At 47.7% G+C, this 21,415-nt stretch carries 17 protein-coding genes and 1 riboswitch; of the genes, 11 read left to right on the top strand and 6 right to left on the bottom strand.

Annotated features, from left to right (window positions below; translation table 11 throughout):
* Positions 1–70: 70 nt before the first annotated feature.
* Both D5S11_RS19895 and pepT read right to left on the bottom strand, forming a co-directional pair.
* Positions 71–238, bottom strand: a complete 168-nt coding sequence (locus D5S11_RS19895) for a hypothetical protein (protein WP_164833845.1) — start codon at positions 236–238, stop codon at positions 71–73.
* 576 nt (positions 239–814) lie between these two features.
* Positions 815–2,047 carry a peptidase T gene (gene pepT, locus D5S11_RS11320; RefSeq protein ID WP_053285308.1) on the bottom strand — a complete coding sequence of 411 codons (1,233 nt, stop codon included), beginning with the start codon at positions 2,045–2,047 and terminating at the stop codon, positions 815–817.
* Between the two features lie 210 nt (positions 2,048–2,257).
* On the opposite strand from pepT, the gene galE reads away from it, so the two are divergent.
* Entirely contained in the window at positions 2,258–3,274 is a 1,017-nt protein-coding gene (galE, locus tag D5S11_RS11325; RefSeq protein ID WP_080130904.1) for a UDP-glucose 4-epimerase GalE, read from the top strand.
* A gap of 46 nt (positions 3,275–3,320) precedes the next feature.
* Here the strand turns inward: galE and D5S11_RS11330 are convergent, their stop codons facing one another.
* Positions 3,321–3,860, bottom strand: a complete 540-nt coding sequence (locus D5S11_RS11330; protein WP_119834765.1) for a DUF4352 domain-containing protein — start codon at positions 3,858–3,860, stop codon at positions 3,321–3,323.
* Positions 3,861–4,206: 346 nt separating this feature from the next.
* Positions 4,207–4,308: riboswitch (guanidine-I (ykkC/yxkD leader) on the top strand.
* Between the two features lie 65 nt (positions 4,309–4,373).
* Here D5S11_RS11330 and D5S11_RS11335 point away from each other — a divergent pair.
* The 4 genes from D5S11_RS11335 to D5S11_RS11350 all read left to right on the top strand — a co-directional run bounded on the left by D5S11_RS11335 (position 4,374) and on the right by D5S11_RS11350 (position 8,429).
* The gene (locus tag D5S11_RS11335) at positions 4,374–5,210 is read left to right on the top strand and encodes a YitT family protein (RefSeq protein ID WP_003150818.1); all 837 of its coding nucleotides are present in this window, start codon (positions 4,374–4,376) and stop codon (positions 5,208–5,210) included.
* A 166-nt stretch (positions 5,211–5,376) separates the two neighbouring features.
* The gene (locus D5S11_RS11340) at positions 5,377–6,270 is read left to right on the top strand and encodes a PucR family transcriptional regulator (RefSeq protein ID WP_108725238.1); all 894 of its coding nucleotides are present in this window, start codon (positions 5,377–5,379) and stop codon (positions 6,268–6,270) included.
* A 116-nt stretch (positions 6,271–6,386) separates the two neighbouring features.
* Entirely contained in the window at positions 6,387–7,487 is a 1,101-nt protein-coding gene (locus tag D5S11_RS11345; protein WP_108725239.1) for an ABC transporter ATP-binding protein, read from the top strand.
* A 99-nt stretch (positions 7,488–7,586) separates the two neighbouring features.
* Positions 7,587–8,429 (top strand): polysaccharide deacetylase family protein, encoded by an 843-nt coding sequence (locus D5S11_RS11350; protein WP_012118785.1) that lies wholly within the window; start codon positions 7,587–7,589, stop codon positions 8,427–8,429.
* 34 nt (positions 8,430–8,463) lie between these two features.
* Here D5S11_RS11350 and cimH read toward each other — a convergent pair whose 3' ends face one another.
* Positions 8,464–9,807: a citrate/malate transporter CimH gene (cimH, locus tag D5S11_RS11355; RefSeq protein ID WP_061890893.1), complete on the bottom strand. Its 1,344-nt coding sequence runs from the start codon at positions 9,805–9,807 to the stop codon at positions 8,464–8,466.
* A gap of 502 nt (positions 9,808–10,309) precedes the next feature.
* Here cimH and D5S11_RS11360 point away from each other — a divergent pair.
* From D5S11_RS11360 to D5S11_RS11380, 5 genes are all read left to right on the top strand, one after another.
* Complete coding sequence (locus D5S11_RS11360; protein ID WP_108725240.1) at positions 10,310–11,716, top strand: cytochrome ubiquinol oxidase subunit I; 1,407 nt, start codon at positions 10,310–10,312, stop codon at positions 11,714–11,716.
* Positions 11,700–12,716: a cytochrome d ubiquinol oxidase subunit II gene (gene cydB, locus D5S11_RS11365; protein WP_095284521.1), complete on the top strand. Its 1,017-nt coding sequence runs from the start codon at positions 11,700–11,702 to the stop codon at positions 12,714–12,716. Before D5S11_RS11360 ends, cydB begins: the two co-directional genes overlap by 17 nt.
* Positions 12,716–14,419, top strand: a complete 1,704-nt coding sequence (gene cydD, locus D5S11_RS11370) for a thiol reductant ABC exporter subunit CydD (protein WP_020958037.1) — start codon at positions 12,716–12,718, stop codon at positions 14,417–14,419. Before cydB ends, cydD begins: the two co-directional genes overlap by 1 nt.
* Positions 14,416–16,146, top strand: coding sequence for a thiol reductant ABC exporter subunit CydC (gene cydC, locus D5S11_RS11375; RefSeq protein ID WP_108725241.1), 1,731 nt, complete (start codon positions 14,416–14,418; stop codon positions 16,144–16,146). The genes cydD and cydC overlap by 4 nt, the downstream gene beginning before the upstream one ends.
* A gap of 90 nt (positions 16,147–16,236) precedes the next feature.
* Positions 16,237–17,067, top strand: a complete 831-nt coding sequence (locus tag D5S11_RS11380) for an NAD(P)H-hydrate dehydratase (RefSeq protein WP_032867853.1) — start codon at positions 16,237–16,239, stop codon at positions 17,065–17,067.
* A 13-nt stretch (positions 17,068–17,080) separates the two neighbouring features.
* Here D5S11_RS11380 and D5S11_RS11385 read toward each other — a convergent pair whose 3' ends face one another.
* The gene (locus D5S11_RS11385) at positions 17,081–18,439 is read right to left on the bottom strand and encodes a purine-cytosine permease family protein (protein ID WP_015240847.1); all 1,359 of its coding nucleotides are present in this window, start codon (positions 18,437–18,439) and stop codon (positions 17,081–17,083) included.
* 315 nt (positions 18,440–18,754) lie between these two features.
* On the opposite strand from D5S11_RS11385, the gene D5S11_RS11390 reads away from it, so the two are divergent.
* Complete coding sequence (locus D5S11_RS11390; protein WP_032869375.1) at positions 18,755–19,741, top strand: penicillin V amidase; 987 nt, start codon at positions 18,755–18,757, stop codon at positions 19,739–19,741.
* A gap of 39 nt (positions 19,742–19,780) precedes the next feature.
* Here D5S11_RS11390 and katX read toward each other — a convergent pair whose 3' ends face one another.
* The gene (katX, locus tag D5S11_RS11395; protein WP_020954366.1) at positions 19,781–21,394 is read right to left on the bottom strand and encodes a catalase KatX; all 1,614 of its coding nucleotides are present in this window, start codon (positions 21,392–21,394) and stop codon (positions 19,781–19,783) included.
* Positions 21,395–21,415 lie beyond the last annotated feature (21 nt).

A 21,415-nucleotide genomic window follows, 5' to 3' on the forward strand; every position in this document is an offset into this window, starting at 1 on the left:
GGAGGCGGTTGGTTTCATATCGGCCGGGTGCATAAAAAAAAGGCTGCCGATTTTGCGGCAGCTGTCGTTTTTATGATATCGGCATCCGGCGTTTTTGACGGATCGCATTTAAATCAATGATGTTATTCGTGTCGGCAGCTGTCACCAGCGGGCTTGTCTTTGGCGTTTTCCGGCGGTTGTCCTTACTGAAAGAGAAAACAAGATACCCTGTCAAAGCAGCAAAAATAAGTAGCATCATTTTACATACCTCCCAAAAAAAGTTTTGGTATTATTATTGTACGAAAAAACAAACGAAAAGTATTCAAACAATTGTCACTTTTTTAAAAAATAACGTCATTTTCCGTAAAAATGACTATGGGTTGAAGAGATTTTGCTCTTGTTGTGGTTCTATAGATTGTATCGGCTGATGAATGATGATCGTTTATATAACTTTTTCACTATTTTTTGTAAGTGTCTAATTAACTACTTCAGTGTTTTCGTTTGCCTTGTGTTATTCAGTACCCTAAAAAACCTTATCATATGCAAAATAACTGCTTCTAACAGATGACTGCGGGATGACAGCGCTTTCTTTATTTTTTTAAAGAAAACGAGATGTTATCTTAAAAAAATCGTTTGAACATTTTCCGCAGTTTTTTAAAAGGGTTTGATTTCGTCTCCAGAATACGCGGGTCTTTTAAGGTTTTTTTCAATTCTTTCGCTACAGTCCCTCTTGCCATAGTCTTCACTCCTTCTTTCCAATTCATACCTTATATACGGAAAGAAAGAAGGAAAGGTTTCATGTGAAAGAAAAAAACCAAAGCAGGGGGCTTTGGTTTTAAGCGCGCTCTTCAAAGAGCCTGGCGATTTCAACAATGACGTTTACCGCCTTTTCCATATGATCGACGGAAATGTATTCATATTTTCCGTGGAAGTTTTGGCCGCCCGTAAAAATGTTCGGTGTCGGCAGCCCCATGTAAGAGAGCTGTGATCCGTCGGTTCCGCCCCGGATCGGTTCGATAATCGGTTCGATATCGAGGTTTTTCATGGCTTGATAGGCGACATCGACTATCTCTTTGACCGGTTCGATTTTTTCTCTCATGTTGTAATATTGATCACGCAGTTCAAGCTTGATGCTTTCCTTGCCGTATTTGGCCGCCAGCGCATCGGCGGTTTTCTGCATATATTCTTTTCGTTCTGCAAAGCGGTCTCTGTCAAAGTCTCTGATGATGTACGACAGGGCGGCTTCAGAAACGTCTCCGTTCATGGAAAGTAAATGATAGAAGCCTTCATACCCTTCCGTATATTCCGGCGCTTCTTCTTTCGGCAGCGCGTGATGAAATTCCATCGCGATTTTTGAAGCGTTGACCATTTTGTTTTTCGCCGTTCCCGGGTGGACGCTTTTTCCGTAACAAGTAAGCTTTGCGGCGGCTGCGTTAAAGCTTTCATATTGCAGTTCGCCGAGGGGGCCTCCGTCTATCGTGTAGGCGAATGCGGCGTTGAAGCGGCCGACATCGAATTTGTGAGGGCCTCTGCCGATTTCTTCATCGGGCGTAAACGCGACCCGGATCGTTCCGTGTTTGATGTCCGGATGTTTGATCAAGTACGCCATTGCCGTCATGATTTCGGCAATGCCCGCTTTGTTGTCGGCTCCGAGCAGCGTCGTGCCGTCTGTTGTGATCAGCGTCTGGCCTTTATAGCGGGAGAGCTCCGGGAATTGCTCAGGCGACAGGACGACATTGAGTTTGTCATTCAGAACGATATCATGTCCGTCGTAGCTCTCAATAATCTGAGGATTCACATTTTTCCCGGTAAAATCGGTCGCGGTGTCCACGTGAGCCAGAAAACCGACAGTCGGCACGTCTTTATCCGTATTTGCCGGCAGAGTCGCCATGACGTACCCATTGTCATCGACTGTGATGTCTGTCATGCCGATCGACTTTAATTCATCTGCCAGCATGTTGGCCAATGTCAGCTGGCCGGGGGTTGAAGGGCAGTTTTCATTGTTTTCGTCAGACTGTGTATCGACTTTTACATAAGAGGTAAAGCGTTCAATGATTTCATTTTTCATACCGTCATCTCCTTTGTCTTATCTTACCATGCGCGGGGGAGGGATTTCTATTTCACAACCCGTTTGAATCGAGGGCTCTGTGTATTACGCGAATGAAAACAAATTATGAAGAAACGATGACTAAACGATTAAACTTTTTGGAAATGGATGATTGAGGAAGAAAAAACCGATATAATATGGTCAATTCATTCAATAGGGGAGGCTTTCTTCATGGCGATTTTAGTGACAGGCGGAGCGGGTTATATCGGAAGCCACACATGTGTCGAGCTGTTAAACGGCGGCTATGACATCGTGGTTTTGGATAATCTGTCAAATAGTTCACCGGAAGCATTGGAGCGTGTGAAAGACATTACCGGAAAAGGGCTTGTATTTTATGAAGCGGATCTCCTTGACCGTGACGCCGTTCACCGGGTGTTTGCTGAAAATGAGATTGAAGCCGTCATTCATTTTGCGGGATTAAAAGCCGTCGGTGAGTCTGTAGCTGTTCCGCTCCGTTATTATCATAATAATCTGACGGGGACGTTTATTTTATGTGAAGCCATGCAGGCACACGGTGTGAAAAAAATCGTCTTCAGTTCTTCAGCGACGGTTTACGGCGTTCCGGAAACAACGCCGATCACTGAGGATTTTCCTTTAAGCGCCACCAATCCTTACGGGCAGACAAAGCTGATGCTGGAACAGATTTTACGCGATCTGCATAAAGCGGATTCTGAATGGAGCATTGCGCTGCTCCGCTACTTTAATCCGTTCGGCGCGCACCCGAGCGGGCGGATCGGAGAAGACCCGAACGGCATCCCGAATAATTTAATGCCGTACGTCGCACAAGTCGCTGTCGGCAAGCTTGAGCAATTGCAGGTGTTCGGCAATGATTATCCGACAAAGGACGGCACCGGCGTGCGGGATTACATCCATGTCGTTGACCTTGCCGAGGGCCACGTCAGAGCGCTTGAAAAGGTGCTGAACACAACAGGCGCGGATGCCTATAATCTCGGCACGGGAAGAGGCTACAGCGTTCTTGAGATGGTCAAGGCGTTTGAAAAAGTATCGGGAAAAGAAGTGCCGTACCGTTTTGCCGCCCGGCGCCCGGGAGACATCGCCGCATGCTTCGCAGACCCGGCAAAAGCGAAGACTGAATTAGGCTGGGAAGCAAAGCGCGGGCTTGAAGAAATGTGCGCCGACTCTTGGAAGTGGCAGTCCTCCAATGTGAACGGGTACCAAAAGGTGTAAAAAGAAAGAGACCTTCAAATGGTGAAGGTCTCTTTTATTACGGTCATTATTTAATTTTCACTTCAACATCGTTGCTGAACTTTAATTTCCAAGTGCCTTTAGAGTATGCGTTTTTATCAACTTCAAAAGCTTTTACGTCAGTAACTTTAATGTTCGGGTTCAAGTCACTTAAAATTTTACTGTTGTCTACTTTTGTTTCTGTTGCATAGCTTGAAGAAGCATCAATATCTGAATCATAGGATGTTCCTTTAGAATCTACTAATTTCGCTCTTGGAATGGAGAAAGAGCTTAACGGCTTGTTTGAAACATTTTTAACTGTGTATTGAACAGCTACGATAACGCCGCCGTCAGACGCTTTTTTCTCGACAAATTGAGAGCCTACTGAATCTCTTTTTTCGACTTTCGTAACAGTAACTTCAGTTTTCTCAGTCTTAACAGTGTCACCGATGTTATACAGTTTTTCCTTGGATTCCGCAGCTTTTGAAGACGCGGTTTTAGATGATGAAGATCCGCCTCCGCCGCCGATGTTCACGAGAATGATAATAACCACTACTGCCAGAAGCAATGTGATAATTTTATGTCTCATAAAAAAGTTTCTCTGATCTTTACCGCAGTTTGGGCATTTTTTAACGCCTTTAGCGATTTCTTTGCCGCATGCCTTACAAGACACCAGGTTGCCTGCCATAATATTTCCTCCTATGTAAACTATTTCTTGAAAACTACATACTATAATGCCTGTAAAATAACCTATAGTCAATAATATTTTGAGAAAAAAAGTATTTTAATGATTTTTTAGTCATGTATTTTAAGGACCTTTTTTAGTATCGGCAGATCGTTCGAATTTTTTATACGTTTATTGAAAAAAGAGTGGTTGAACATGTTCGTGATTTCCCGTATAATCTTGAAAGATATACAAAAACTGAACATAAAAAACAGTGGTTTTCTAGGGTTCCGCAATGCTGAATTGGTCTGGACCGAGAGAAAACACACAGCAGGTTCCTGCTGTGACACGTTGGGATAAAAGCCCGGGAGTTTCTGCTCTTTTAATGAAGAGTGCTCTCCCGGGCTTTTTTGATTTTATATAAAGGGAGTGTCTGGGATGAAAAAGAGATTGCTGGATGTGCTGATGCTGATTATTGGGGCTTTTATCTTTGCTTTGGCCGTTAATTTATTCGCCATTCCGAATGATCTTGGAGAGGGCGGGGTAACGGGAATCACCCTGATTTTGTACTATGTGTTTGAATGGTCGCCCGGGGTGACGAATATCATTTTGAACGGGATCTTATTGATTATCGGATATAAATTTTTAGACGGAAAAACAACGCTTTATACGATCATTACCGTTGTCGCCAACTCACTGTTTCTGCATCTGACGCATGATTGGCACTCGCCTTCACATGAACTCATTATTAATACTATTTTTGCGGGTGTGTTTGCCGGTGTCGGAATCGGGATCATTATTCGAGTCGGAGGCACGACTGCGGGTTCTGCCATTTTGGCGAGGATTGCGAACAAATATCTCGATTGGAATATCAGCTATGCGCTTTTGTTCTTTGATCTGATTGTCGTCTTCAGTTCTTATTTCATCATCGGTGCAGAAAAAATGATGTTTACCATTGTCATGCTGTACATCGGAACGAAGGTGATGGACTTTATCATTGAAGGCCTGAATACGAAAAAAGCGGTGACGATTATATCTGAGCATAAGCACGAAATCGCCGAACAGGTCAACACGCTTATGGACAGAGGGGTTACGCTGCTGTCGGGTAAAGGAAATTACACGGGGCAGTCGAAGGAAATTTTATATATCGTCATCCAGAAACAAGAGCTTTCCATGCTCAAAAAAATTATTAAAAGCTGTGATACAAAAGCGTTTGTCATTGTTCATGATGTGCGTGACGTCTTTGGTGAAGGCTTCGTCGATATCTCTAAATAAAAAGGATCCCTCTGCCGGCGCGGAGGGTTTTTTTCTTATGCCGGCAGAAGCTGTTATGATCCGTTTCCCGGGAAATAGCCTGAAAGCTGTTTCTTAAAACGAAGTGGATACAATCGGCCGGACGTTTTATACTGACAATATGATAGAGCGATAGAGAGGAGCGCATATGAACCCGTTATTGGCAATTTACCCGAGGGCTGTGTTGTCTGATACGTGCTGTACGGCGGAGGATGTCTTTTGCTTTTATGATGAGAAAAGGCGGATCTATGTCGCCATTCCGAAGGAGGATATCACCCCGAAGGAGAAACTGCTTCTGGAATCACTTTTGACGCCCGCTGAAGAAAAAGGCGATTTTTTTCCGGAGACGGCGGCAGCAAAGAGGTGGCGGCGGTTTCTGCTGGAAGAAGGCCCGGTGCCTGATGTCAAGGAGCCGCGTGTCCGTTTTATCCATTATGACTTATTGGGAGAACGGGACTGGGGGGCATTTACGGAAGCGCTGCGCCATTTCTGGCCGGTTTCATATACAGTTGTCCGGACGGGAAGGGATCAGGGCGTGATTGTGGAGGAAGAAAAGCTGGAAGCGCCAGATTCGGATGACATCGCATCTTTTGTGAAGATTCTCGAAGGCGATTTTTATTTCAGTGTCCGTTTTTTCATCGGAAGGTATTATGGCGCGGGAGAACGTCTGCGCCTTCATTATCGGAGAGAACAGCAATATTGTCAGATTGGCCGGCGTCATCTCCCGCAGCTGAGCACGCTGACCGCGGAAACGGTATTTCCGGCTATGCTCATGGAAGAAAGCAGAGAAAAGCTCTCAGCCTTGCTTCACGAAGAAGCGGTGCTGCTGTTTCAGAAAGAACCGGAGCTGAAGCATACGATTCAGACTTTTATTGAACATAACTCGAACATGTCGCTCACATCGAAAAGACTGCATTTGCACCGTAACAGTCTTCAATATCGGATTGATAAATTTGCGGAACGCTCGGGTATTGATATTAAGACATATCTGGGCGCCCTGCTGGCTTATTTCATTTGTCTGCAGTATGAAAAATCACATTAAATGGGAAATGTGCACGAAGGCAGCGGACTTTTTTTATGAACATTGCCTATATCCGCCGCCGTCTGACGCTGTTACAATCCTATTAAAGAAAGCGTTTACAAAAAGGGGGAGATGACATGGCGGAACTTCGGCTGGAGCATATTTATAAGTATTACGATCAAAAAGAAGCGGCTGTCGATGATTTTAACCTTCATATTCAAGATAAAGAGTTTATCGTGTTTGTCGGTCCGTCGGGGTGCGGCAAGTCGACAACATTGCGGATGGTTGCCGGGCTGGAAGACATTACGAAGGGCGATTTCTATATCGGTGACACGAGAGTGAATGATATCGCTCCTAAAGACAGGGATATCGCCATGGTGTTTCAAAACTATGCGTTATATCCGCACATGACGGTCTATGATAATATCGCTTTCGGTCTGAAGCTGAGGAAGATGCCGAAACCTGAGATAAAAAAACGGGTCGAAGAAGCGGCGAAAATGCTTGGGCTCACAGAGTATCTGCACCGCAAACCGAAGGCGCTCTCCGGCGGGCAGCGGCAGCGGGTTGCATTAGGCCGGGCGATTGTCAGGGACGCCAAAGTGTTCTTAATGGATGAGCCGCTGTCAAATCTGGACGCAAAGCTTCGGGTGCAGATGCGGGCAGAAATTATTAAGCTCCACCAAAGGCTGCAAACAACCACAATCTATGTGACGCACGACCAAACAGAAGCACTGACGATGGCGACACGCATCGTAGTCATGAAGGACGGAAAAATTCAGCAGATCGGCACACCGAAAGACGTGTATGAACATCCCGAAAACGTATTTGTCGGCGGGTTTATCGGCTCCCCAGCGATGAACTTTTTCAAAGGAAAGCTGACGGACGGCGCCATTCAGATCGGTTCAGCCGCTCTCAGCGTGCCGGATGGGAAAATGAAAATGCTCCGGGAAAAAGGGTATGCCGGCAAAGATGTTATCTTCGGCATCCGCCCGGAAGACATACATGATGAGCTGATTGTGGTAGAATCCTATAAGAAGTCATCCATCACAGCTAAAATCAATGTCGCGGAATTGCTCGGGTCAGAAATTATGGTTTATTCCCGGATCGGGGATCAGGATTTTATCGCCCGGATTGACGCCCGCCATGACATACGTGCCGGTGAGGAATTGACCGTCGCTTTCGACATGAATAAAGCTCACTTTTTTGACAGTGAAACAGAAATCAGAATCCGCTCATAACGCAAAGCCGGACAGCTGGATGTCCGGCTTTTTTGATGTAACAATTTATGACGCATAACCGATATAAAAAGTAAATAGAAGACAGAAAGCAGGAAAACGATGAAACGCATGATCATGTGCATGTGCCTTTTGGCTGCCGTGTTTACGCTTGCCGCCTGCTCGGGCCATGAGGCAAGCGCCGAACAAAGCATTCCGAAGGCAGAAGCGCACCACGATAAAAAGTCTGTAAAGCGCCAAATCAAAAAAGAGCCGGATACGTCCGCCTGGGTTCAAACGAAAGGAACGGCAAGACTGCCGATTCTGATGTACCACAGCATTTCTGAGGGAAACAGCCTGCGTGTGCCGAAGGAAGAATTCCGGCAGCATATGAAGTGGCTTCATGATCACGGCTATTATACGATGACTCCTGAAGAGGCCTATCTGATGCTGACGGAGGATAAGGAGCCGCGTGAAAAATGTGTGCTGATCACATTTGATGACGGCTATACCGACAATGTGAAAGCGGCCTATCCCATTTTAAAGAAATACAAGATGAAAGCGACAATCTTTATGATCGGAAACTATATCGGGCATAAGAATCATCTGACTGAGAAGCAGATGAAGGAGATGGCCGCCCACGGCATTTCCATTCAGAGCCATACGATGAACCATCTCGAATTGAACGGGCTCACACCGCAGCAGCAGCGACGTGAAATGAAGGACTCTAAGCGTTTATTTGATCAAATGTTCGGGCAGCGGACGTCTATGATCAGCTACCCTGTCGGACGATATAATAAGGAAACATTAAAAGCCGCCGCCGCGTCAGGCTACCGTATGGCGGTTACGACGGAGCCGGGAGCGGCGTCAAGAGATCAGGGGCTTTACGGGCTTCACCGCGTCCGTGTATCGCCGGGCATGTCCGGGGCGGCATTCGGCTCTTATATTCAAAATGTGATGAAATAACAGAGCCTCCGCATATGCGGAGGCTTTTTTCAGTTTAATAGAATTGATGAAGCAGCAGAAGGGTGACACTCACGGTAATCGCTCCGCCGATTCTGGTCGACACTTGGGCGAACGGCATAAGCTCAAGCCGTTCAGCGGCGCTCAAGATCGCGACGTCGCCGGTGCCGCCCTGGCCGGAATGGCAGGCATTAATAATCGCCGTCTCAATCGGGTACAGATTCAGCCATTTTCCGATCAGAAAACCGACGGCCATCATCGTGACGACGATAGATAAAATGGTAATGATGTTGCTGATCGTAAACGCCGCAATCAGCTTGTCCCACGGTGTCATTGAAACGCCGATCGCAAATAAGAGCGGATAGGTCACGGCTGTCGAGAAAAAGCGCGAGACGCCGAAGGCTCCGTTTTCAATCGAAGCCGGCGCCAGCCTGAACAGCTTAATGAGAACGGCAAGGACGAGCATCACGACAGGAGCCGGAAGCTGAAAGAAATCATGCGCCAGCATGCCGACTAAATAGAGGGAAACCGCTAAAATACCGCCCGAAGCGAAAAAGGACAAATCAAACGTTTTATCATTGGCCGGCTGTTCCAATGCGGGAGCGGAATGATCAGACTTATCAACCTTCCCGTTGCCCGTCCATTCCGGTTTGCGTTTCCCGATGACATTCAGCAAACCCGATAACATAATGGCGCACAGGCTGCCGAGCATGATGGACGGCAGCACAAGCGCAAAGGCGTCTCCCTGGGACATCGGCATAATATCGGAGTAGCCGATGGATAAAGGAATCGCGCCTTCACCGACACCCCCCGCCATAATCGGAACGACAATATAAAGCAGTGTGTGCTGAAAGCCGAGCCCGAGAAGCGTCCCGACGCATAAGCCGACGATGGCGGCCGCGATCGAGCCGGCGATCAGCGGAATAAAAATCTTGACGAAAGCTTTGACGAGCGTCTCTCTTTTCATCCCAAGAATACTGCCGACGACGATACCGGCAATAAATAAATAGAGAAAGTTGGAGCTTTCTGTGAATTCTGTTGTTGAAGTAATAATGTCTTTCGGAAGCAGGTGGTAGTAGACGACAGCGGATGGAATAAAGGTTGCGAGAATCGCAGGGCCGCCGATGGAACGCACAATCGGAATGGATTTTCCGATCTGGCCGAAGGTAAATCCGAAAAAACTCATGACGGCAATTGATGTCAGAATGTCGCTTTTAACATCACGGCTCATGACAAACACCGTAATAAGCAAGAAAAGCAGGATATAGATAGGAAGAGGAATAATGCCGATTCTTATATTCATTGCTCTGGCAAACCAGTTATCAGTCCGTTCCTGTTTTTGGATTGAATCCGTTTGCAATTTTGGTTGAAGTTCTCCCATGCTTGTTCCCCCAGTCGTTATGTAGTGAAAAAATATCCCCATTTAAAGTATACTAAAAAATTTAAATTGTTCATATATTATGAATTTACTAGGGGGCATGCTTTCTTCACATTTTCTTTCTCAAAATGGCGATTTGGCGGGCTTTTTCACCGAGAAAAGCATTTTGTTCGCCACACGAATAAAAAAGAGGTACGATATCAAAGGGACAAATATCCTAGGTGCTGACATAAAATCTCTACAAATCCGACAATAATCGGTCACAATTTCAGCCTTATTTTAGGTATATTGATCTTTTTTTTTAGGCTGAATCGTTGTAAAGTAATGATATTGAATCATTTCTATGACAGCCGCTGTCCCCCAGGGTGTACAGGCTGATATTTCAATAGTTTTGACGAATTTGTGAAACATTGAGCAAATATATCATTTTTTGTGAAATACCGAGCAATGATTTCGCTATGTTTGTGAAATGTTGAGCAATTTACCAGATTGGAGGAAAAACATCATGAGTGAGTTGGTATTAGCCCGCATTCAATTTGCATCTACAACATTGTTTCACTTCTTGTTTGTGCCTTTGTCTATCGGGCTTGTGTTTATGGTTGCTTTGATGGAGACGCTTTATGTTGTCAAAAAACAAGAGACCTATCTCAAAATGGCTAAATTTTGGGGGCATCTCTTTTTAATTAACTTCGCTGTCGGCGTCGTCACAGGGATTCTTCAGGAATTCCAGTTCGGATTGAACTGGTCTGATTATTCCCGTTTTGTCGGAGACGTATTTGGGGCTCCGCTTGCGATTGAAGCGCTTTTGGCGTTTTTTATGGAGTCTATTTTTATCGGATTATGGATTTTCGGCTGGGACCGTTTATCTAAAAAAGTGCATTTGCTTTGCATTTGGCTTGTATCTTTCGGAACGATTATGTCATCTTTCTGGATTTTGACGGCAAACTCATTCATGCAGGAGCCGGTCGGCTTTACGATTAAAAACGGCCGAGCGGAAATGAATGATTTCGGGGCGCTTTTGACAAACCCTCAGCTTTGGGTTGAATTCCCTCACGTCATTTTCGGGGCGCTTGCGACGGGTGCTTTCTTTATCGCCGGTGTCAGCGCATTTAAATTATTGAAGAAAAAAGAAGTGCCTTTCTTCCATAAATCTTTCAAGCTTTCGATGATTGTCGGTCTGATCGCCGGTATCGGCGTTGCGTTCAGCGGACATATGCAGGCTGAGCATTTAATGGAATCGCAGCCGATGAAAATGGCTGCCAGTGAAGCGCTTTGGGATGACAGCGGTGATCCTGCCGCGTGGACGGCTTTTGCGAACATTGATACGAATAAAGAAAAAAACACATCAGAAATTTCAATTCCTTACGCACTCAGCTACTTGGCTTACCAGAAGTTCAGCGGCAGTGTGAAAGGGATGAAAACACTTCAAAAAGAATATGAAAAAACGTACGGAAAAGGCGACTATATCCCGCCTGTCAAAACGACGTTCTGGAGTTTCCGCATTATGGCGGGAGCGGGCGCGCTTATGATTTTTGCCGCGATTGCCGGCTTTATTCTGAACCGCCGCAAAAAGCTTCATACGAGCAAGTGGTATTTACGGGGCATGACCGCGCTGATCGCATTCCCGTTCATTGCGAACTCTGCCGGTTGGATTATGACTGAAATCGGCCGCCAGCCGTGGACGGTCATGGGGCAAATGACGACCGCACAATCCGTTTCGCCTAACGTAACGACGGGATCTCTGCTGTTTTCAATTATCGGCTTCGGCGTCATGTACTTGATTTTAGGCGCGCTGCTTGTCTTCCTATTCGTTCGTGAAATTAAAAAAGGTGCGGACCATGATGATCACAAGGATGTTCCTGTATCAACGGATCCGTTCAGTCAGGAGGTCTACCATGGGGTCACTTCATGATCTTTGGTTTATACTCGTTTCAGTTTTGTTTGTCGGATTTTTCTTTTTAGAAGGTTTTGATTTCGGTGTCGGCATTTCGACCCGATTTCTTGGCCATAATGAATTAGAACGCAGAGTGCTGATTAACACCATCGGCCCGTTCTGGGATGCGAATGAGGTATGGCTGCTGACAGGTACGGGAGCGATCTTCGCGGCATTCCCGAACTGGTATGCGACGATGCTGAGCGGATATTATATTCCGTTTATCATCATCCTTCTTGCTTTAATGGGACGCGGCGTGGCGTTTGAATTCCGCGGAAAAGTGAATCATTTAAAATGGGTCAAAACATGGGACTGGGTGATTTTCTTCGGCAGCCTTATCCCGCCGTTTGTATTCGGCCTTATCTTCACAAGCTTGTTCCGCGGCATGCCGATTGACGGCCATATGAACATTCACGCAGGTTTTTCAGATATTGTGAACGTGTATTCCGTTCTTGGCGGAGCAGCCGTCACCCTTCTTTCATTCCTGCACGGTTTAATGTTTGTCACACTGCGCACGATCGGTGATTTACAAGAGCGTGCGAGAAAAATGGCAAAACGCGTAATCGGTGTTATCTTTCTTGTTGTACTTGCTTTCTTTGCGATGTCTGCATACGATACGGATATGTTTACACGCCGGGCAAACATCACGATTCCGGTATTCGTGCTGATTGTCATCTGCAACGTTCTTGCTGTTGTGTTCATGAGCAAGAAAAAAGACGGCTGGGCATTCGGTATGACCGGCGCGGGTCTTGCTTTGACAGTTGCGATGATTTTTATCTCTCTGTTCCCGCGCGTCATGGTCAGCTCGCTGAAAAGCGCGTATGACTTAACAGTAGCTAATGCGTCTTCCGGTGATTATTCACTTAAGGTCATGACAATTGCCGCACTGACTCTGCTGCCGTTTGTCATCGGCAGTCAGATCTGGAGCTATTATGTCTTCCGGAAACGCGTCAGCCATAAGGAGCCTATGACTTATTAATGGGAAAAGACCTGTTTCTTTATAAAGGAATGAAGCGGATTCTTGCGATCATTACGGGATTAACGATTATACAAACGGCTGCCATCATCTTGCAGGCGGAATGGCTGAGCCAGGCGGTAACCGGATTATTTAACGGGAAGCGGATTGCTTCTCTTTATCCGGTTATCGGCTTTTTCCTGCTTGCGTTTTTGGTCCGGCATGCGGTGACAGCGGTCCGGCAGAAAATCGTGTACCAATATGCCGCGCAAACCGGCGCAGACGTAAGAAAAAGATTTCTTGAGCAATTGTTCCGTCTCGGCCCCCGCTTTGCGAAAAAAGAGGGGACAGGCCGGATGGTGACGCTGGCGATGGAAGGCATCAGCCAGTTCCGCCGTTATTTAGAGCTGTTTCTGCCGAAAATGGTCAGCATGGCGATTGTGCCGGCGGCCGTTGTCATTTACGTGTTTTTTCAGGATAAAACATCGGCATTGATTCTGATTCTTGCGCTTCCGATTTTGATTGTATTTATGATTCTGCTCGGACTTGTCGCACAGAAAAAAGCCGATCGCCAATGGAAGTCCTATCAGACGCTTTCCAATCATTTCGTGGATTCGCTCCGCGGACTGGAGACATTGCGGTTTTTAGGATTAAGCAAATCACACAGTGAAAACATCTTTCATGTCAGTGAGAGATACCGCAAGGCGACGATGAGCACGCTCCGGGTCGCGTTTTTATCATCATTCGCCCTGGATTTCTTTACGATGCTGTCGGTGGCGACAGTGGCGGTGTTTCTCGGCTTGCGGCTGATAGACGGACAAATTCTGCTCGGGCCGGCATTGACCGCGCTCATTCTCGCGCCTGAATATTTTCTCCCGGTCCGCGAAGTGGGAAATGATTACCACGCGACGTTAAACGGGCAGGAGGCGGGGAAAACCATTCAAGCGATTTTGGCGCAGCCCGGTTTTAAAGAAGAAAAGCCGCTCGAACTTGATACGTGGACTGACGGGGATGAATTACAGCTTGCACGTTTGTCCGTCCGAGAATCGATGTCTGAATTTCATCTGTCCTTCAAAGGGAAGAAGAAAATCGGGATTATCGGGGAAAGCGGTGCGGGAAAATCGACACTCATTGATGTGCTGGGCGGCTTTTTAGAGCCTGCGTCCGGTGAGATCAAGGTAAACGGTGAATCCCGCTCGCATCTGCAGTCGGACGGCTGGCAGAAGCAGCTGCTTTATATTCCGCAGCACCCATACATTTTTGATGACACGCTTTTGAATAATATCCGGTTTTATCATCCTGATGCTTCGCGTGAGGACACGGCGCAGGCCGCTAGATCGGCGGGTCTTTCCGAACTGATCCGTGATCTGCCCGGCGGTCTTGACGGCCGGATCGGCGAGGGCGGACGGGCGCTCAGCGGAGGGCAGGCTCAGCGTGTCGCGCTGGCCAGAGCCTTTTTAGGAAACCGGCCGATTCTCCTGTTGGATGAGCCGACCGCTCACCTTGATATTGAAACAGAATATGAAATAAAAGAAACGATGAAAGACCTGTTTGAAAATAAGCTTGTTTTTCTGGCCACTCACCGTCTTCACTGGATGCTTGAGATGGACGAAATTATCGTGCTTGATGACGGCGCGGTGGCGGAAATCGGCACCCACGACGAATTGATGGCGAAACAAGGCGTATACGCCAAACTTGTAAAGGCGCAACTGGGGGAAAGAACATGAGAAAAGAAGAATGGATTCTGCCGTATATGAAGCAAAATGCCCGTTTGTTTGTTCTTGTGATTTTTTTAGGCGCGGTGACGATTTTTTCGGCGGCCTTTCTCATGTTCACTTCCGGTTTTTTGATCTCTAAGTCGGCGGCTAGGCCTGAGAATATCCTGCTGGTTTACGTTCCGATTGTAGCCGTGCGGACCTTCGGGATTGCCCGTTCAGTCTCACGGTACGCCGAGCGTCTGACGGGGCACCATATCATTTTGAAAATCGTGTCCGACATGAGGGTGCGGCTTTACAATATGCTGGAGCCGGCCTCGCTCATGCTTTCATCCCGTTTTCGGACGGGCGACATGCTCGGCATTTTGGCTGAGGATATTGAGCATTTGCAGGATGCGTTTTTAAAAACGATTTTCCCTGCGGTTTCCGCTTTGCTGCTGTATGCGGCATCCGTTATCAGACTCGGCTTTTTTTCCTGGCCGTTTGCCGCTTTTGCGGCGATTTACCTGTTTATATTGGTTGTATTGTTTCCGGTTGTGTCGCTTCTTGTGACGAGAGCGAAAAACATGAGGCTGAAAAGCGGCCGGAATACGCTCTACAGCCGGCTTACAGATGCCGTGCTCGGCGTGAGCGATTGGATGTTCTCGGGACGCCAGGCGGCCTTTATTTCCTCTTATGAAGAGAAAGAGAAGGCATGGTTTGATCTTGAAAGCAAACGTCAGCGGTTTACGAGATGGCGTGATCTCGCCGCGCAATGCCTTGTCGGCGGCTTCATATTGATCATGCTGTTCTGGACGGCGGGTCAGTATGCGGACGGCAGCATTGCCAACACGATGATCGCGGCCTTTGTGCTTGTCGTATTTCCATTGACGGAGGCGTTTCTGCCCCTTTCGGATGCGCTGACGGAAGTGCCTTCTTATCAGGATTCCATCAATAGAATGAGTCAGGCGGCTCCGGAGCTGAGAAGTCGTGAGGTGAAGCAGACAGATGAGAAACTGGATGTATCTGATGTGACACTTACATTTGATAACGTGACGTTTTCTTATGATCAGCACTGTCATGTGCTTGACCGTTTTTCCTTCACTCTCCGCCAAGGTGAAAAAATGGCGCTGCTCGGCAGGAGCGGCTCCGGTAAGTCGACCTCTCTCGCTTTAATTGAAGGCGCCTTAGTTCCCGATTCGGGCAAAGTGATGCTGAACGGGCTGGAAACTGCGGCCGTGCAGGAGCAGATTTCCTCAGCGGTGGCCGTTTTGAATCAGAAACCTCATCTCTTTAACACGAGCATTATGAACAATATCCGGCTCGGAAACGGCAAGGCGAGTGATGAAGATGTTAAGCGTGCGGCTCGGCAAGTGAAGCTGCATGATTATATTGAATCACTGCCTGACGGATATGAAACGTCCGTGCAGGAGACGGGGATTCGTTTCTCAGGCGGGGAACGGCAGCGGATCGCGCTTGCCCGTATTCTGCTCCAAGACACGCCGGTCATTATCCTTGATGAACCGACGGTCGGCCTTGATGCGGTCACGGAACGCGAATTGCTTGATACGATTTTTGATGTCTTTAAAGAGAAAACGATCCTCTGGATTACACACCATTTAGCGGGTGTGGAAACAGCTGATAAAATCGTCTTTTTAGAAAATGGAAAAGCAGAAATGGAAGGAACCCATCAAGAGCTTCTTGCAGAAAACGAACGGTACCGGAAGCTTTACCGTCTTGATGTTCCGGTCAGAACATAAACAGCCGCAAACGAGCGGCTGTTTTTTTGTGCGGTTTAAAATCTCTTCTTGTTTGGAATATAAATAGGAGACAGAAGAGGAGGTACAGAGATGAATATAATGGATTGGACGGAACAGGATGTGAAAGATACGCTGCCGAAGCGGGAGGCAGACAGCCATAAGGGGACGTTCGGGACGGCGTTATTGCTGGCCGGCAGCGAAGACATGCCGGGAGCCGCCCTTCTGGCCGGATTGGGCGCGATGAGAAGCGGTGTCGGCAAGCTCGTCATCGGTACATCGGCAGGCGTCATCCCGCTTATCGTCCCGGTGCTGCCGGAAGCGACGTACTGGCGTGACGGCTGGAAAAAAGCCGCGGCGGGCCAGCCCGGGGAAACCATCCGGGCCGCTGCCATCGGGCCGGGCCTTCCTCAAACAGACGAAGTGCAGCAGGCGGCTGATCAGCTGCTTTCTGCCGATTATCCCGTCATACTGGACGCGGGCGCCATTACGAAAAGAACCTATCCAAAGAGGAAAGCCCCCGTGATCTTGACGCCTCATCCCGGCGAATTTTCCAGAATGACAGGCCTTCCGATTCAAGAGATTCAGCAGAACAGAGCGGGATATGCCGCAGAATGGGCGGAGCGGCTTCACGTCACGATTGTCTTGAAAGGAAACGAAACCATTATCGCTTTTCCCGACGGGGAATGCCGCAGGAATACAACCGGAAACGGCGCGCTTGCAAAAGGCGGGACCGGCGACACGCTGACGGGAATGATTCTCGGCATGCTGTGCTGTCATCAAGACCCGAAGCATGCCGTATTGAACGCCGTCCGCCTTCACGGTGAATGTGCGGAGGTATGGACGAAAGAGCGCTCCGCCCATACCTTATTGGCGCACGAACTTTCTGAACTGCTGCCGCGTGTATGGAAGGAATATGAATAAAGAAAAGGCGTCTTCATAGAGAAGGCGCCTCTTGTTGTTTTACCCTTGATTTCATCAGGACATAATACAGCAGCGACGGAACGGCCAGGCCGATGACCCAGGCAATGTCGCCTCCGCCGAATATTTCAGCGAGCGGCCCGATGTAAAAGGATGTATTGATGAACGGGATTTCTAATATAATCGACAAAACGAAGGCGGCCGCTGTAATCCAATTGACCCTGCCGTATTGCCCGTTGACGTCAAACATCGATTTGACGTGGTATTTTCCGCGGCGGATAAAATAGTAATCCACGAGGTTGATCGCCGTCCATGGAATTAAGAAATAACTGATGAAAAAGATGAAATTTAAAAACAGTTCCATGAAATTGCTTTGGCCCAAGAGACTTAATACAGTACCTGCTGCCGTCACACAAAGAATCATTACCACTCTCGTTTTCGGCGTCACCTTCAGTTTTAAAAACGGCTCTAAGGTAGTCGTCGTTGACATAAAGGCTCCGTATAAATTAAAGACGTTGATCGCCATTTGCCCGAACAGGACGATGATCAGCATAATAAAGGAAAACGGACCGAACAATCGGACAATCTCATTTCCCGCATTAGCGGTAAATTCCGGGAGCGCCGTCGTCAAAATGGCGCCGAGAAGCATCATCCAGATGGAACTGACTGACGTACCTGCGTAGCTGTACCAAAAAGTATGCGATGCCGGTGTTTTGACCGGCAGATAACGGGAATAATCTGCGACATATGGCGCGTATGCCAGCTGCCATGTGGCCACCGCGCTGACCGCCACTAGAAAAACAGGCAGATCTAATGAGCCGGGCACCCAGCTTCCTGAAGGAATCGGCAGTTGAAAAATAAGAATCGTTGCAGCAAAAAAAACGGCAAAGGAGGTCCAAGAGAGGATTTTCTGCATTTTGTGAATCAGATCATGACCGTAGATCGTGAGTAAAAAACAGATGGCGCTTAAGCCGATAATACACCATGAAGCCGGAATCGGTACAAAGCTGCTCAGTGTACCGGCTGCGAGAATCGTACTGCTCGCAAAGAAGCCCAGGTAGATAAACATGACCAAAAAGAGGGGCAGAATCGCTCCGATCACGCCGAATTGCGCGCGGCTTTGAATCATTTGCGGAATTCCGAGCTGAGGTCCTTGTGCGGAATGAGACGCCATAAAGATTGCGCCGATAAAGGTCCCGATAATAATGGCGGCGATACTCCAAAAGAGATCGAGTCCCATTGTAACGGGCAGTGTGCCTGTGACTAACGTCGTAATATGCATATTCGCCCCGAACCAGACGGGGAATAAATCTTTAGCCTTTCCGTGTCTTTCGTCATGCGGAATATGTTCAATCGTTCGCCTTTCTACTTTCAATAGATAATCTCCTCCGTATGTTCTTCTTTAACATAAAGACATAGCTTAACAGATTGACCTGCCGTTTACAAATTCCAGCATGCAGGAAAAACATTGTAAAGCCTCGCTGACAGCCGTCAAAGGGTTTTTTGAAAAACGGAACAAACACTGCCGCCAAAACGATTTGCCAGGGTTTAAAAGGCATGGATATGCTTACGGACTAATATGTATTAAGGAGAAATGTGTCAATCTTTTGACGAATGGAGCCATTATTCGTTAAGCTGAAAGAATAGTTTACTTTGTGTAAATTTCATTAATGAAAAGGGGATTGATGATATGTGTACAAGTCTTACATTGAAAACGACAGACGGTAATCACCTATTGGCGCGAACGATGGATTTTGCATTTCAGCTCGGTACGGACGTCGTGCTTTACCCTCGTCAGTACAGCTGGAAAAGCGAAGCTGACGGCAGGATGCATAAGACGAAATACGCATTTATCGGCATGGGGAGAAATCTCGGCAATGTTCTGTTTGCCGACGGCGTAAATGAAAAAGGGCTGTCGTGTGCGACGCTGTATTTTCCGGGCTTTGCGGGATACGAGAAAGCGGAACGGGAGGGCACCTGTCACATCGCTCCTCATGAGTTTGTCACCTGGGCCTTATCAAACTGTGAATCTCTTGAAGACATAAAGGAAAAGCTCTCAATGCTGACGATTGTAGAGAAGAAGTTAATGTTATTGGATACGGTGCTGCCTCTTCATTGGATTTTATCAGACCGCACGGGCGGCTGCATTGTCATCGAGCCGACACCGGAGGGAATGAAAGTATATGACAACAAACCCGGAGTGATGACCAACAGTCCGGAATTTCCTTGGCATGTGACCAATCTGCGCCATTATATCGGAATCAGGCCGCAGCAGTCAGAAAGCAAAACATTGGGCGGAATGACATTAACCGCTTTCGGCCAAGGATCTGGAACGATCGGGCTTCCCGGTGATTACACGCCGCCATCCCGATTCATCAGAGCCGCTTATCTGAAAGAGCATTTAGAGCCTGCCGCTCATGAAACGGATGGCGTTACGGCCGCTTTTCACGTGCTGTCCAATGTGAATATTCCAAAAGGCGCGGTGATCACAGAGGAGAATGAAATTGATTATACGCAGTATACGTCGGTCATGTGCTGTGACACCGGGAACTACTACTTTCATCTGTACGACAACCGGCAGATTCACAAAGTAAGTTTATTCCATGAAGATCTTGACTGTCCGGAGCCGAAAGTATTTGCGGCCGCGGCGGAGCAGAATATACAGGAGCTGAATTAGCTCAAAAAAAAACAGGACGCGATTGTCCTGTTTTTTTATTTAATACGGATCAGACGGATGGCTTTCCTGTTCAGCCTGTTTTGCGGCTTGTGCTGTATCAGTAGTGCCGATCGGCCCGCCGCTGTTGCTTTCGGCGGCTTTTTTCAGCCCTTCCGCCACACGTTTTCCGTAGTCCGGATCTGCTTTTGTGAAATTCTCAATCATTTGTTCCTGAATGTCTTTGCGGCAGGAAGAAAGCGTATTGACCAAGTTTGTGATCAATTCGTTCCGTTCAAATTCCGAAAATCGGCGGTATGTTTCTCCGGCCTGGCCGAAATTATTCGGCCGGTCGATCGCTTCCCGCTTCACATCGCCTTCGACATGAGGTGTATGGTCTTTCCCATCCTGCTTTGCTTCGTTGAGTCCTCCCATAATGGACGGCTCATAGTTGACGTGCGGGTTTTGTCCTTCTGCCCGATCGACCCGATACTGCATTTGCCCGCCTTCCTGGTTGGTGGCGACATGCTTTTTCGGCGAGTTGATCGGAAGCTGCAGATAGTTTGCGCCGACGCGGTACCGCTGGGTATCTGAATAGGAGAATGTCCGCCCCTGAAGTAATTTGTCATCCGAAAAATCAAGGCCGTCCACAAGCACGCCCGTTCCGAATGAGGCTTGTTCCACCTCGGCATGGTAGTTTTCCGGGTTTTTGTTCAGAACCAATTTGCCGATCGGCTTCCAAGGGAAATCGTCTTTATACCACAGCTTGGTCGGATCAAGCGGATCAAAATCCAGCTCGGGGTGTTCGTCATCAGTCATGATTTGCGCATACACTTCCCATTCAGGGTAATCGCCTTTTTCAATCGCTTCATACAAATCCTGTGTCGCATGGTTAAAGTTTTTCCCCTGAATCTCTTCCGCTTCCTTCTGTGTCAGGTTGCGGATGCCCTGTTTCGGTTCAAAGTGATATTTAACGAGCACGGCTTTTCCTTCTTCATTGACCCATTTGTAGGCATGGACGCCTGAGCCCTGCATCTGCCGGTAGTTGGCCGGGATGCCCCACGGCGAAAACAAGAAAGTGATCATATGAGTCGCTTCCGGTGATTGGGAAATGAAGTCGAAAATACGCTCGCCGTCCTGAATGTTCGTAACGGGATCAGGCTGAAATGCGTGCACAAGATCCGGGAACTTCAGCGGATCACGGATAAAAAAGATTTTCAAGTTGTTGCCGACAAGATCCCAGTTGCCGTCTTCGGTATAAAGCTTAACGGCAAAACCCCGGGGATCACGCAATGTTTCCGGGGAATGCTTTCCGTGGTTGACGGTAGAAAACCGCACAAACGCCGGAGTTTTCATTCCTTTCTTTTGAAACACTTTCGCTCTTGTGTATGTAGAAATCTCCTCGTCTCCAAAACTTCCGTACGCCTCAAAGTATCCGTGTGCCCCGGCGCCGCGCGCGTGAACGACGCGCTCGGGAATTCGTTCGCGGTCAAAGTGGCTGATTTTCTCCAAAAAATCATAATTCTCCAATGTCGTCGGTCCTCTATTGCCGACTGTCCTGACATTCTGGTTGTCAGTGACCGGATGGCCCTGCCGGTTTGTCAGCGTGTCTTCTGACTCGCCTTTACCGGTCGTCTTACTGGAAAGCGTTTCTTCGCTGTTTTTGTTATTTTCCATTGTTGAACCCTCCTTTTTGAA

Origin of the sequence: Bacillus sp. L75, assembly GCF_003676355.1 — a bacterium.
Lineage (GTDB): Bacteria > Bacillota > Bacilli > Bacillales > Bacillaceae > Bacillus > Bacillus velezensis.